Origin of the sequence: Streptomyces sp. NBC_01622, from assembly GCF_045209635.1 — a bacterium.
In the GTDB taxonomy this organism is placed as follows: Bacteria; Actinomycetota; Actinomycetes; order Streptomycetales; family Streptomycetaceae; genus Streptomyces.
Window position 1 is genome coordinate 5,248,873 of record NZ_CP109293.1, and the last position, 14,461, is coordinate 5,263,333.

The 14,461-nt window shown below is 69.3% G+C and carries 8 protein-coding genes and 1 tRNA gene; 6 read left to right on the forward strand and 3 right to left on the reverse strand.

Going from position 1 to position 14,461, the window contains the following annotated elements:
- The first annotated feature begins 79 nt into the window (after positions 1-79).
- Both OH768_RS23800 and OH768_RS23805 read left to right on the forward strand, forming a co-directional pair.
- Positions 80-1,522: an aldehyde dehydrogenase gene (locus OH768_RS23800; RefSeq protein ID WP_406456719.1), complete on the forward strand. Its 1,443-nt coding sequence runs from the start codon at positions 80-82 to the stop codon at positions 1,520-1,522.
- 142 nt (positions 1,523-1,664) lie between these two features.
- Entirely contained in the window at positions 1,665-3,110 is a 1,446-nt protein-coding gene (locus tag OH768_RS23805) for an MDR family MFS transporter (RefSeq protein WP_406465414.1), read from the forward strand.
- A 1,100-nt stretch (positions 3,111-4,210) separates the two neighbouring features.
- Here the strand turns inward: OH768_RS23805 and OH768_RS23810 are convergent.
- On the reverse strand, positions 4,211-7,216 hold the full coding sequence (locus OH768_RS23810) for a protease pro-enzyme activation domain-containing protein (RefSeq protein WP_406456721.1): 3,006 nt from the start codon (positions 7,214-7,216) through the stop codon (positions 4,211-4,213).
- A gap of 907 nt (positions 7,217-8,123) precedes the next feature.
- Between OH768_RS23810 and OH768_RS23815 the strand changes: the two genes are divergently transcribed.
- The gene (locus tag OH768_RS23815) at positions 8,124-9,269 is read left to right on the forward strand and encodes a penicillin-binding transpeptidase domain-containing protein (RefSeq protein ID WP_406456723.1); all 1,146 of its coding nucleotides are present in this window, start codon (positions 8,124-8,126) and stop codon (positions 9,267-9,269) included.
- Positions 9,270-9,714: 445 nt separating this feature from the next.
- Here the strand turns inward: OH768_RS23815 and OH768_RS23820 are convergent.
- Positions 9,715-9,788 (reverse strand) — tRNA-Thr (locus OH768_RS23820).
- Positions 9,789-10,012: 224 nt separating this feature from the next.
- Here OH768_RS23820 and OH768_RS23825 point away from each other — a divergent pair.
- The 3 genes from OH768_RS23825 (at position 10,013) to OH768_RS23835 (ending at position 12,660) form a co-directional block, all read left to right on the forward strand.
- Positions 10,013-11,149, forward strand: a complete 1,137-nt coding sequence (locus tag OH768_RS23825; RefSeq protein ID WP_366496670.1) for a sn-glycerol-3-phosphate ABC transporter ATP-binding protein UgpC — start codon at positions 10,013-10,015, stop codon at positions 11,147-11,149.
- Between the two features lie 227 nt (positions 11,150-11,376).
- Positions 11,377-11,832, forward strand: a complete 456-nt coding sequence (locus tag OH768_RS23830; RefSeq protein ID WP_026179108.1) for a hypothetical protein — start codon at positions 11,377-11,379, stop codon at positions 11,830-11,832.
- A gap of 96 nt (positions 11,833-11,928) precedes the next feature.
- On the forward strand, positions 11,929-12,660 hold the full coding sequence (locus OH768_RS23835) for an NDP-sugar synthase (protein WP_406456725.1): 732 nt from the start codon (positions 11,929-11,931) through the stop codon (positions 12,658-12,660).
- A 99-nt stretch (positions 12,661-12,759) separates the two neighbouring features.
- Here the strand turns inward: OH768_RS23835 and OH768_RS23840 are convergent, their stop codons facing one another.
- Entirely contained in the window at positions 12,760-14,385 is a 1,626-nt protein-coding gene (locus OH768_RS23840; protein ID WP_406456727.1) for a DoxX family membrane protein, read from the reverse strand.
- Positions 14,386-14,461 lie beyond the last annotated feature (76 nt).

Consider the following 14,461-nt stretch of genomic DNA (forward strand, 5'->3'; position numbering starts at 1 on the left):
TGCGTCATGTCTAAATCTAAGTGCTACATTGATGTGGCGGTTGGCGAGAGCCCGTCACCCCGGGACCGAGAGGACGATCATGATCACCTACGACAAGCTCTTCATCGGCGGCACGTGGACCGAGCCGAGCGGCCCGGACCTGCTCGACATCCTGTCCCCGCACGACGAGTCGCTCGTCGGGCGCGCCGCCCAGGCTCGTCCGGCCGACGTGGACCGTGCGGTGGCCGTCGCCCGCGCGGCCTTCGACGAGGGGACCTGGCCGAACACTCCGCCGGCCGAGCGGATCGCGGTGCTGCGCCGCCTGAACGCCCTACGCGAGGCCCGCGCCGAGCAGATCGCGGCCGTGATCACCGCGGAGAACGGGTCCGCCGCCTGGTTCACCCGCGCCGGGCAGCCGAGCCTGACCCGGCAGGCCAACGCCTATCTGAAGGCGGCCGAGGACCTGGCGTGGGAGGAGACCCTCACTTCCACCGACCCCGCGGCCACCGTGCGCAGCGTGGTGCGCCGCGAGGCGATCGGCGTCGTGGCCGCCGTCATCCCGTGGAACTCGCCGTTCTCCGCCTCCCTGGCGAAGATCATTCCGGCGCTGCTGGCCGGCAACGCGGTCATCCTGAAGGTCTCACCGGAGAACTCCCTGAGCATGGGCCTGCTCGCCGACCTGCTGGCCGAGTGCGGGCTGCCCGCAGGCACGATCAGCGTGCTGCCGGCCGACCGCGAGACCAGCGAGCACCTGGTGTCCCACCCCGACGTCGACAAGATCGCGTTCACCGGTTCGACCGGCGCCGGGCGCCGGATCGCCTCTATCGCCGGCCAGCAGCTCAAGCGCGTCAGCCTGGAACTCGGCGGCAAGTCCGCCGCCATCGTCCTGCCCGACGCCGACCTGGCGAAGTTCACGGCCGGCCTGGCCTTCTCCTGCCTGCTCAACAACGGCGAGGCATGCATCGCGCAGACCCGCATCCTCGCCCCGCGCAGCCGCTACGAGGAGGTCGTCGACGCCGTCAAGCAGGTCGTCGAGTCACTGAAGGTCGGCGACCCGCAGGACCCGGACACCTTCATCGGCCCGATGATCCGCCGCGACCAGCAACAGCGGGTGCGCGACTACATCGAGACCGGCATCAAGGAAGGCGCACGCCTGGTCACCGGAGGCCCGCAGGTGCCGGCCGGCCTGGAACAGGGCCACTACGTCACCCCGACCGTCTTCGCCGACGTCGACAACGCCATGCGGATCGCCCAGGAGGAGATCTTCGGCCCGGTCCTCGTCGTCATCGCCTACGAGGACGAGGACGACGCCGTGCGCATCGCCAACGACTCCGAGTACGGCCTGTCCGGCGGCGTGTGGTCCGCCGACGAGCAGCACGCCCTGGCCATCGCCCGCCGCATCCGCACCGGCACCGTCACGATCAACGGCGCCCCCATCGGCTTCGACGGCCCGTTCGGCGGCTTCAAGGCCAGCGGCCTGGGCCGCGAGTACGGCTTCGCCGGCCTGAACACCTACCTCGAATACAAGACCGTCACCATCTGATCACCCGTCGAACAGGGGGCCGCGGGCACGCGGCCCCCGACTGAAGGAGCGCCTCACCATGTCCACCGCCCTTGCCCCCGAGCCCGCAGCAGCGCCGCACACTCCCCTCGAACACGACAGGCGCCCCGGCGTCACCGCGGCCATGAGCGCTCTGGTCCTCGCCGTGCTGCTGGCCGCCCTCGATCAGACCATCGTCTCCACCGCGCTGCCGCGCATCGCCTCCGACCTCAACGGCTTCGCGAACATCGCCTGGGTCAGCGCCGCCTACCTGCTGGCCTCGACCGCCGTCACCCCGCTGTGGGGCAAGCTCGGCGACATGCTCGGCCGCAAACGCCTCTACCTGTCGGCGACGGCGCTGTTCCTGGTTGCCTCGGCCGCTTGCGGCCTGGCACAGAACCTCCCCCAGCTCATCGCGGCCCGCGCGGTGCAGGGCATGGGCGGCGGCGGCATGATCGTGCTGACCTTCGCCCTCGTCGGCGACATCGTCGCCCCCGCCGAACGCGGCCGCTACCAGGGCATGTTCGGCTCCGTCTACGGCGTGGCCAGCATCATCGGCCCGCTACTCGGCGGCGTCTTCACCGACGATCTGTCCTGGCGCTGGGCGTTCCTGATCAACCTGCCCGTCGGCGCCGTCGCCCTGCTGCTGGCGGCCCGGGTACTGCCGGACGCGGCACGCGCCGCCGTCGCTCGCATCGACTACGCCGGCGCGACCCTCCTGGCCTCCATCGCCACCGCCCTCGTCCTGGCCACCTCCTTCGGCGAACGCTGGGGCTGGGGCTCGCCGCGAATAGCCGGGCTGGTATTCGCCGCCGTTGCGCTGAGCGCGCTGCTGGTGCCGGTGGAGCGGCGCGCGTCCGCCCCCATCCTGCCGCCGGCCATGCTGCGCTCGCGCACCGTGGTCCTCGGCTCGCTGATCGGCTTCACGGCGAACGTCGCCATGTTCAGTGTGCTGATTTACCTGCCCACCTACCTTCAAGTAGTACACGGGGTGTCGGCCACCCTCTCCGGCGTGCACCTGCTGCCGCTGGTCGGCGGCCTGGTCGTCAGCCAGACACTCGCCGGACGCCAGACCGCCCGCCCCGACCGGGTCGGGGTGATCCTGATCGTCGGCATGGCCCTCAACGTCGTCGGACTGCTCCTGCTCGCCACCATCGGCGCCGGCACGAACGCCCTTGTGCTCAGCGCCTACTTCCTGGTCACCGGCGTCGGCATCGGCATGGTGCCCATGGTCGTCCTGACCGCAGTACAGAACTCGGTCCCCGCCGCGGACATCGGCGCCGCCAGCGCCGCGGTCACCTTCGCCCGCTCCACCGGCGCGGCCTTCGGCGTCGCGATCTTCGGCACCCTGCTGAACACGGGCCTGTCCGAGCGACTGCACGACGCGGCGCACCGAGGCATCCACGTGCCGAGCGGAATCGACCCGACCCAGACCGACGCGGTCGATTCACTCCCGCCCACCACCCGCCAGGCCGTCCTCGACGCCTTCGCCCACGCCACCGCCACCGGCTTCCTGTGGATCACTGCGTTCGCCATCGTCGGCACCCTGCTGGCCGCGTTCCTTACCGCGCGCCCCCGCCAGTCGAACTGAGCAAGCACCTGGGCCGACCCGACATATACGCATCAGAACTTCCAGGAAGTGGGCCGTACATCTCTGAAGAGGCGCGGCAGGCTCATCCTCGTGACATACCTGCGCAATTACGTAACTACACAGGAGTCGCTTTACGAGCAGGTTGTCGATCGCGCCCCAGGCAGAGCGCATTGATCGCGGGATTGTCCGGACGGCACAATCCTGCGGCCCCAAGTACACCTGTGACCGCACGGCAGATCGGGACCCATCTGCACGACCGCTGCCCGCATGGCCACCACGCCGAACCCGACAGACCGAAGCCGACCGGCGGTACGGAGCAAAAAGCCAGTTCACAGCTCTGCGAGCCGAAACGCCTACCCGCAGTCGACCTCCGACCTACGCATTGCGATGCCGTAGCCCGCAGATGCCCGATCAGCCCGGATTCCAAGGTCAGTAGAAACGAGAAACCCCAGGTCAGAGTCCTGACCTGAGGTCTTCCCTGGAGCCCCCTGTCGGATTCGAACCGACGACCTACGCATTACAAGACCATGAGCGATCAAGGTGCGTAGTGCCTCGTCGTGCTGCCCGGTGACGTTCTGCCTGATCCGAGCTCATGCAACAGGCTGACCTGTGCCACCCCGTGACGCACCGTCCAAAGGCGTCCGTCCACCGGCTGTCCACCGGAGGGGCTGTGACCCGGCCCACCAGCGGGACTGCCCGGGCTGCCGACGGTGCTGTCGATCGGACGGAGAGGCGAGCGGAGGTCGCTGTGGGACCTCTACAAGCCATCCGCCAGCGGTTACTCCACGGATGCGTCACCGGGAGCACCCCTCCTTGCCGCCACCTGCTCGGTCCTGGCACGAGGGAGCCGGGTCTCGCCATTATCGAGGCACCGACCGGCTCACCCGCAGCCTCACCACCGACGCCCCCAGCAGCGTCCAGGACTGGCACGCCGACCGCCGGAATTCCGGGGTCCGCGTCCACTGCGAGGAGGCGGAGGAGGCGCAGGTCGTCGTCCCGATACTGCTCGTAGAGCGCAGCACATGCGTCCCTGGACGCAACGATGCCCCGCCGAACGGCACTTGGTCGACGGGGCATCACTGGTGTGGCGTCGGAATGCGTCAGCCGATGTAGCCGGCGACGTCCGCGATCACGCTGGTCGTGCTGTTGGTGTAGAAGTCCACCTTGCCGTCGGAGCCGACCGGCGCGATCACCTGGTTGGAGATCGTCTTGCCCTGCACCCAGTTCAGGTTGGAGGCCGTCGGGCGACTGCCGCCGTCGGCGAAGGCGGTGAGGTAGCCGCTGCCTGTGGTACCGGTGACGGTGACGGTGAGTACGACTGCCTTGACGCCGGCCGGGATGCCGTCGGCGCCGGAGATCTGCAGGGCCAGGGTCTTGCCCGAGCCCAGGGCGGCCGTCTTGCGGGTGTCCAGGAGGCGCAGCGGTGTGACCGTGTCGAAGGTCGAGCCGCTGGTAGAGAAGTAGCCGGAGACATCGGCGATGACGTGGCTGGTGCCGTGGACATAGATGCTGACGTTGCCGTCGCTGGCGATCGGCACGACCACGAGGTTGGGGATGGTGGTCCCGGTGGCCGACCAGTTGACGTTGGAGGCGGTCGGGCGGGTGGCGCCTTCGGGGTAGGCCTCCAGGTAACCGCCACCGACGGTCTGGGTCGCCGTCAGGTTGAGCACCACGGAGGTGGCGCCGGTCGGTACACCGCCGTGACCGCGGACCTTGAGGCTGACCACCGCGTTGGAGATCTTGGTGCTGGTGGAGATGCCGACCTTGGAGCGGGTGTCCAGCAGGCGGGCCGGGGCCAGCGCTGTGTACTTCGAGCCGGTGGTGCCGCTGGTGTAGTAGCCCTGGACATCGGCGATCAAGTGGGTGGTGCTGTTGGTGGAGAGGTCCACCACTCCGTCACCGGCCACCTTGACGGTCGCCGAGGCCGCGACGGTCTGGCTCGCGCCGGTCCAGTTGAGGTTGCTGGTCGACGGCTTGGCGGTGCCGTCGGCCCAGGCCGTCACCGAACCCGCGCCGGTGGTGCCGGTGACCGTGAGGTTGAGCACGACACCGGTGACGCCGCTGCTCGGGATCCCTCCGACGCCCTCGACCTTGACCGGGGCGGTGCCGCCCGCGACCAGGGGCTTGGTGGTCGGGATGGAACTGAGGCCCCAGCCGGTGCCGTTGCGGGTGTCCAGCAGGCGCTTGGGGCTGCTGAGCGGGTGGAAGGTGGAGGTGCCCGTGGCCGCCGTCCCCTTGGCCGCACACAGTCCGGTGGTCAGGCCGGCCTCCTTGGGCGAGCCCAGTCCGGTGACCTCGTCGTAGCCGGCCGCAGACGTGAAGCCGGTGGCGTACGTGGAGTTGTTGCCGCTGGTGACGTCCCAGAAGTTCGTCGGGTAGCCGCTCCGGGCGGCCTTGTAGAGGGCGTTGTTGAGGAAGCCGACCTGGCCGTTGGCCTGGCAGGCCGTGCCGGCGTTGGCCTGGACGATCGCGGCGGCCCAGGTCGGGGCCGCGCCGCTGGTGCCGCCGATGATGGCAGGGAGGGGGCTGGAGGACTGGCTGTTGTCCTGGAGGTAGATCGGGTAGCCGGTGTGCGGGTCCGCCAGGGCGGAGACATCCGGAACGGCGCGCTTGCCGGTGGTGGCGACACCGCCCTGGTAGACGACGGGAGCCCAGCGCGTGGAGATGCCGCCACCGGTACCGCCGGTGTCGTTGTTCCACGTCGTCTGGGTCGCACTGCTGCCCGAACCGGTCATCGTCGTACCGCCGACGCCGGTGACATAGGGCTGGCTCGCAGGGTCGTCGACGGCCTTGGCGGTGGAGCCGGTGGCGCGGTAGCAGTCGCTGGAGCCGTCGTCGCCCGAGGCGGCGACCACGCTCTGGCCCTGCGTGGCGGCCTCCGCGAAGATGGTGTTCTCGGCGTTCGCGGTCGCGCTGCTCTCGACCGCCTCGCACTCACCCCAACTGGTGGAGATGACCTGCGCCTGGTCGTCGGTGACCATCCGCTGGTAGACGTCGAGCACGTTCTGGTCGGTCGCGGACGTGGCGTCCGGGCCCTGGTAGTCGATGATGCTCGCGCCGGGCACCAGACCGATCAGGTCGTCGATGTCGAGCGCCGACTCCACGCCGACCGATCCGTCGGTGGCCGGTGCGCCGGCGCCTGACGTCGTATCGACGTACACGGTGGAGACGGAGGTGCTGGTGCCGACGCAGGACTGGTACGCGGCGATACTGCCGGCGTCGACGTTCTCCAGCTCGAACACGGCCACGGTCTGCCCCGCACCCACGGTGGCGGAGCTGGTCATCCCGTAGGTACCGGCCAGCTTGCCGGGGCTGTAGTAGTCGGTGCCGTCGGCGAGGCCCGAGCCGGTGAAGTCGGCGCAGAGCGCCGGGCTGTACGCGTTGGCGGTCACCGTGCGCGAGCTGCGTCCGGAGACAGTGGCGGAGCCGGTCCTGCTCGCGCGACGCGCCGCAGTGTGGTGGCCGGCGACGGTGTTGACGCTGCTCAGGCCGACGACCCCGGTCACCGACGCCGCTACGTCCGCGGGCAAGGAGGGGGCCGACGTGTTGAGGTAGTCGGTGGTGCCGTCCTTGAGCCGGACGTTCCGGAAGCCGGTGGCGAAAGCGTGGGACGCCTGTGCGGCAGTGGCGGTGACCGGTATGGACAGGCCGTCCGGGCTGACCTCGCCGGGAGTGAGACCGGCCGCCCTCAACGCCCGTGAGACCCCGGCGATGGTGGCCCGCGTAGGACCGAAGACCGAGGCGAAGTGCCCCTTGGCCAGGTAGTGGTGGTACTGGGCGTTCCCTGGTGTGGACACCGCGGTGACGAAGTCCGCCAACGACTGCGGGTCACGCGGGGCCAGGTTCACACTGAGGTGCAGCGTGGTTCCCGACGCGGTCGCGCCGGTCACCGTCGCACCCGCCGGAACACGCGGCGCGGTCCCTATTCGCTTGAGTGCGTCCGATCCGGGCGTTCCCCCTTGTGCGACCGCGCCGTTGGCGGTCGCGGTGACAACGGTGAGGGCGACGGCAGCGGTGGACGCCGCCATGATCACCCTGGCCCGTCTGCCGGTCTTGACTGCCGCCTGTCCGGGACGTCCCGGCGCGGCGTGGGCCTTCTTGGCCATGCAGAAATCTCCTAGAAACTGACGCACCATCACATCTGTGGCCGTGACGATGGTCGAAGCGTCACTCGGCCCGGCGGGCGCATCCGTGTCACCAGGCGCGCAGGAGCTATCCCTCTTAACCGAAGTGTGCGCATTTCTTATCAGGACACGACAGTTACTGTCTCTGTTCGCCCAGGAACCATGAGCGGATCTTTACGCCACCACCGCAGGGCGAGCGCGCGCCACGTCGTCGAATGCCGTCCGCGCTCCCCCGCCCTCGTGTCAGTCCGCCGGACGAGCAGCGGTTCCAGCCAGCCAGCGACTGTGCCGAGTTGGCCGAGAGCAGGAAACAGCCGCTGAGGACCCATTGCGGAACGCCTCTTTCGGGACGCTGCTTTGCGCGGCCGAGGCGGGCCTTCCAGCGCCATGTGCGCATTGGGGCCCCGATGACGTCCCGCCAGGTGGTGTATCGAATCAAGGCACCGGAATCCGCAGGCCAGGGACGGTTGCTGCGCCCGATCGGTTGTCCAACTCGCGCTACCGGGACGCTTCGTGGGCTGACGCCCCCACGCAGATCGGCATGGGTCTCGAACCGGAACGCGTAGCGCTTGATCCCCTGCACCACGTCGCGGGACAGGCCTTGGCTCCCGCTCACACCGTACGAACACACAGCGGCAAGGCAGCCGTTGTCCGGTACCGGCCACGGGCTCGGTCGGCACGGACAACCACGACTTCTCGCCTCGGTCGATTTCCGGGTTCCACGCCTGGAAGTTCTGGTTCGGCCGGACGCTGGCACGCCGGGGGCATCCCGCCGTTTCGACGAGGCGGCAACGCCCCAGGCGGACTCCGCCGCTGGCTGCCATCGTGGCGGCTGCTGCTCGGGGACTTTCCGCTGTCCGTCGGCAGCCTGTGCGGGCTCTTCGCCTACGTGTACGTCCAGGTCGGCGCGGCCACCGTCCGGCCGCGGGACGGTGCCGTCCTCACCCTGTACGGCGGCTCGGACGCCACGAAGCACTTCGCCAACAACGCCGACACCTCCGGCGTCGCGGCCGGGTCGGTGTTCAAGCCCTTCGCATACGCCACCCTCCTGGACGGCGAAATGAGAGGCGAGCCCATACGCTCACCTCTCCCCGATATCTCGGACATGCAAAGCGCTCTGGTGACCTCGGCCCACGCATCCTTCGTTCAACTGGGCAAAGCCATGGGCTGGGTGCCGATCCGAAACGCGGCCGTCAAGGCAGGGCTGCTGCAAAGCAGCATGGCCCCCCTGGAGCAGACCTTCCCGATAGGCACCTCGACACCCAGCACCATCCGATTGGCCGACGCCTACTCGACCTTCGCCAACGGAAGCGAGCAGAACGATCCGTACTCGGTGTCCCGGATCCTCAGACACGGCAAGCCGGTCGGCGGTCTCGATCGCCCGCAATCCCGCGCCGCGTTCGATCCGACGGTGGCCGAGGGCGTCAACAAAGTGCTGCAGGTCGTGGCCCACCAGAACCGCACCCAGTCCATCGTCCCCGGCTCCGCGTCCGTCGCCACCGGCGCCGACGACCTGACCAAGTCGGCCTGGTTCGTGGGCTACACCAAGGACCAGTCCACCGCGATCACCCTCTTCCGCAACAAGCCCGGCCAGCCCAAGCTCCTCCCCCTCACGGACGTGGGCGGCACCGGTTCCATCCGCGGCAACGTCTTCCCGCCTCGGATCTGGGCCCGTTTCATGGGCTTCACCGGCAACTTCGACCTGAACCGCACGATGCCCGCGGAACGAAACCCGGCCACAGAGGCCGGAACGACGACGCAGCCGTCCGATCCGTCCGAGGACCGGATCACGACGGAGCAGAAGAGCGAACCGGGCGAGCGGGCGTCATCAACACCGAAAGCCACTCCCACAGCGTTGGACCGGTCCGGGCCGACCAGCAAGCCGCTGGCCGGCGGTTCGCCCTCGTCGGCCACTTCGAGCGACCGGCAGAAGGCCGCGCAGTACAGGGCAGCGACCAGTAGAGCCTGGTCGCGTTCACTCGCCGGTGGCGTGTTCCCTTGGTCGTATGTGCTGTTGAGCAGGTGTGACAGCTGAGGACCTGGCTGCGGTCCGGTGTGATCCTGAGGACTTCGCGGCGAAGTGTCCGAGCCGTTCGCGAGGCCGGATCAGCGGCGGTGGGGCGGGGCCTGTCCGCAGGGACTGCGTGCTCGCGCCCGTGATCAACGCCGAAACCGATCGGTAGCGGCCTGACGGGCGCATTTCAGCCGCCGACCAAGGGAAAGCGACAGGAACCTGATGGAGTGTCACGCACGCCTGTCCACCGGTTGTCCACCGAAACCGACTGCGCATGCCTGGTTCGCCCCTCCCAGAGGAGCAAAAGCCCAGCTCAGAGACTCAGGCCGCCCATGCGGTCACGGAAACCACACCGCCGACCTACGCATTACGATGCACAGACCGACAGTGCCCGATTTGCCAAGATTCCAAGGACATCCGAAACAAGAAACCCCAGGTCAGATGCCTGACCCGGGGTTTGCCAGGGAGCCCCCTGTCGGATTCGAACCGACGACCTACGCATTACAAGTGCGTTGCTCTGGCCAACTGAGCTAAGGAGGCCTGCACGGGTGCGAGACGTGCGCGATCACGTGCCTGGTGCAGTGTACCCAGGTCCCCGCCGCACCCTGTCGAAAATTTCCGCGAAGTTCACATGCCCTCGGGTACTGACAGACCGGGCAAACGCCAGGTACCGTCCGTACCCAGTTCACTCGTGTGGACTACACCACCACCTTCCTACAACGGATCGTCCGGCACGTTCCTGCCGGTAGAAGGGGGCCTTCACCATGGCCACTGTTTCGTTCGACAAGGCGACCCGGATCTACCCGGGCACCGAGAAGCCCGCCGTCGATGGTCTGGAGATCGAGGTCGGGGACGGCGAGTTCCTCGTCCTCGTCGGTCCGTCCGGCTGTGGCAAGTCCACCTCGCTCCGCATGCTCGCGGGGCTCGAGGACGTCAACGCGGGCGCCATCCGCATCGGTGACCGCGACGTCACGCACCTGCCGCCGAAGGACCGGGACATCGCCATGGTGTTCCAGAACTACGCGCTGTACCCGCACATGACCGTCGCCGACAACATGGGCTTCGCGCTCAAGATCGCCGGCGTCAACAAGGCCGAGATCCGCCAGAAGGTCGAGGACGCGGCGAAGATCCTCGACCTCACGGACTACCTCGGCCGCAAGCCGAAGGCGCTCTCCGGCGGTCAGCGCCAGCGTGTCGCGATGGGCCGCGCCATCGTGCGTGAGCCCCAGGTCTTCCTCATGGACGAGCCGCTGTCGAACCTCGACGCCAAGCTCCGTGTCTCGACCCGTACGCAGATCGCCTCGCTGCAGCGCCGTCTCGGCATCACCACCGTCTACGTCACCCACGACCAGGTCGAGGCCATGACGATGGGCGACCGGGTGGCCGTACTGAAGGACGGTCTGCTCCAGCAGGTCGACAGCCCCCGCAACATGTACGACCGCCCCAAGAACCTGTTCGTGGCCGGCTTCATCGGATCCCCCGCCATGAACCTGATCGAGGTCCCGATCACCGACGGCGGTGTGAAGTTCGGCAACTCGGTCGTCCCCGTCAACCGCGAGGCGCTCAAGGCCGCCACCGACAAGGGTGACCGCACGGTCACCGTCGGCGTGCGCCCCGAGCACTTCGACATCGACGAGCACAACGGCGAGGCCGCGAAGTCCCTCACCAAGGACTCCGAGGACGCCCCGGCCGGTCTCGCCGTCTCCGTGAACGTCGTCGAGGAGCTGGGCGCCGACGGTTACGTCTACGGCAGCGCCAAGGTCGACGACAACCTCAAGGACCTGGTCGTCCGCGTCAGCGGCCGCTCGGTGCCGGAGAAGGGCTCCACGCTCCACGTGGTCCCCCGTCCGGGCGAGATCCACGTGTTCTCGACCTCCACGGGCGAGCGCCTCACCGACTGATCAGACGTTCAGACGTTCAGACGTTCACGGGAAAGGGCCTCGCGGTGATCCGCGGGGCCCTTTCCCGTTTCCGATTCACGTCGGCCGACCGATATGACAAATACCCCGGCAGACCCGTCATTTCGAGCAGTGTTCGTCAACGCCCTATCCAATTCGAGGCACCAATCCATCCCCCGAATTAGTGACTAAATGTCGCCAAATCATTACCGGGCGCTACCCTCACACGCGTGAAGCACTCCAATAACCAACAGCCGCGACGCGGCCGGGGCCCCGCCCGCCGGGTCGGCCGCACCCTCGCCCTCGTCCTGCCCGTCATGATGGTGCTCTCCGGGACCCTCGCGGTCACCCGGGTCAACTGGTCGGGGAGCCCCTCCAGTTCGATGCTCACCGCGACGGACGTCACGGCGGCCGGAGCCTCCTCGCGGGCCGCCGCGCGCGCCCCGCAGGACGTCCTGCGCGACCAGCTCATGACCGAGCTCCAGGACAAGAACCCAGGCGTCGTCCTGACCCACCTCCAGGAGGCGGTGAACGGCCACCCGTCGCTCGCCACGCACTGCACCTCCATCGCCCGCGCACTGGGCCGCGCAGCGGTCCGTATCTATGGCGCCGCACGCGCCCAGTCCTACGCCCGCCCCGTGTGCGACACCGCGTTCGCCTCCGGGGTCATGGCCGCGCACAGCTGACCGGGGCCGGCGCCCGGAGTAGGAGGTCGGTAACGGCTGATTAAGGAACGGTTGCAGCCGAAAGATGCGGTGGGGCCGCCACGTACAGTTCGGGTCATGACCGATCCGAACGCCGCGTCGCGCCCCACCCAAGCCGTGATCCTGGCCGGTGGCCAGGGATCCCGGCTGCGCCCCTACACCGACGACCGGCCCAAGCCGATGGTCGAGATCCCGGGCACCGGGACGCCGATCATCGGCCATCAGCTCGTCTGGCTCGCCGAGGAGGGCGTGACCGACGTCGTCGTCAGCTGCGGGCACCTCGCCGAGGTGCTGCAGGCCTGGCTGAAGACGGCCGACCTGCCGGTCGAGGTGACCACGGTCGTCGAGACGGAGCCCCTGGGCCGCGGCGGCGGCCTCAAGTACGCCGCCGCGCACCTGCCCCGCCCGGACAGCCCCTGGTACGCCACCAACGGCGACATCTGGACCCGCTTCTCGCTGCGTGACATGGCGGACTTCCACACCGAGCGCGACGCCGTCGCCACGATCGCGCTGGCCCGGCCGCGGATCCCCTGGGGGGCCGTGCAGACGGACGACTTCGGGCGTGTCACGGACTTCATCGAGTCGCCGCCGACGCAGTACGCGATCAATGCGGGGGTGTACGTCTTCTCGCCCGAGTTCGCGGGGTTGTTGCCGGAGCGGGGGGACCACGAGCGGACGACGTTCCCGCACCTCGCGCGTGAGTTGCGGCTGGCCGGGTTCCCGATTCCGCAGGGGGCTTACTGGCGGGCCATCGACACCGCGAAGGATCTGCGGGAAGCCGCCAAGGAGCTTGCTGCGCTTGGTCGTTGAGACAAAGCCGAGGAGGGCCCGCACCGGAAAGTGCGGGCCCTCCTCCTATGTGTCAGCCGGTGGGCGGTGACTGCTGCAACAAGCCGCCCACCGGCCCAGCTACCCCAACAGGCCGCCCACCAGGCCCGGCTGGCCGGAGGAGGACGAACCCCCGGTGCTGGAGCCGCCGCTTGAGCCGGTGCCGCCGGTCGTACCGCCGCCCGACGTCGGGCCGGAGGTCGTGCTGGGGGCCTGGCCGGCCGGGGAGGACCGCTGGGGCTGGGTGCGGCCCGCGGTGCCCTGGGTCTGGCTGGGGGCGCCGCCGGTGGCCGTACCGGTCGACGAGTGGGTCGCGCCCGGGCTCGTCGCGGCGCGCGACGGGCTGGCCGAAGTGGCCTTCCGGGACGGCGAGTCGACCGCCGAGGGGCTGCTGCTGCGGCTCTTGGTCGGTTCACCGGGGAGCGGGGCGCCGGGCAGTTCGTTGCGCGGGGCCTCGCCGGGGCCGGGGACGACCACACGGCTGGAGTCGCGGACCGCGCCGCCCAGCAGCGAGCCGATGAGCAGGGTGAGGCCGATGGAGACCGCCGTGACCAGGGCGCCGCGGCGCAGCACGTAGCGGCGCAGTTCCCAGATGTCGGCGCGGGGTCCGAGGCGGCGCCAGGCGCTGCCCGCGAGGCGGCCGTCGATGGAGTAGACGGGGGCGCCGGCGATGATCAGCGGGGACCAGGCGGCGAGGTAGATGATGTCGGGGGCGTCGTAGGCGGGAACGGTCTTCCAGCTGACGGTGACGATGAGCGCGGCGGAGAGCAGCGCGCCGCCGACCGCCGCGACCCGCTGCCAGAGGCCGAGAATCGTCAGGACGCCCACGATGACCTGGGCGAAGGCGATGACGAGCCCGGAGCCGACCGGGTGCTGGAGGGCGAACTGCCGTAGTGGCTCGGCGACTTCCCAGGGGTGCAGGGTGTTGAGCCACTTGACCATGGAGCCGCGTTTGCCGCCGTCGAAGTAGACGGGGTCGCACAGCTTGCCCATGCCGGCGTAGATGGAGATGAAACCGAGGAAGATGCGCAGGGGGAGCAGGACGACGCCGAGGTTCATCCGGCGGCCCGGGTAATAGGCGTGCCGTACCGGGTCGTTGGAGTGCCGTCCGGTGCGCCGCTCGCGCTCGCCGTCCGCCTCGAAGTCCTCGAACTCCCCGTCTCCGTAGGCGGGTTCGTCGTAGGCGCTGCCCACGGTCCGCATCTGCGGCAGGAGTCGGTTCTCGCCGGTGTCGTGGGCGTGGCCCCGCTGGGCGCCGACGACGGGGGTTTCGAGGGTCTGCGCGGTCAGGCCGCCGCCGTAACCGCCGTCCGCGATACGGGGGATGACCTGCGTGGCGCCGGCGCCGGCGGCCGGCTGCTCGCCGTGGCGGACGCCGCTGCCCCGCACGGCCTGGAGGAGCCGGTGGGCGCCGGTGTCGTCCGGGGCGGACCTGCCGCTCCAGACGACGGGCCTACGGCGCGCGGCACCGGCCGCGGGCATCCGGCCGGTGTCCTCGGCGGTGCTCAACTGCCGTGCGAGGCGCGGGTTTCGGGTGCGCGTCGAGGCGCCCAGCTGCACGCGGAAACTCGCATGGTTGACGATGACCTGGGCCGGATCGCTCGGCACCTTCACCATGCTCAGCGCGGGAGCGTCGTCCAATCCGGACTGGAATCCGGACGAGCGGTCCCCCGTGGGTGTGCGGGGTGTTCTGGTGTCCACACTCATCTAACCGAGTGACGTGTGTTTAGGACACTGCTCCGACTTGCCGGATGTGTCCGGACAGCGTCAAGCTCGCCCTCGA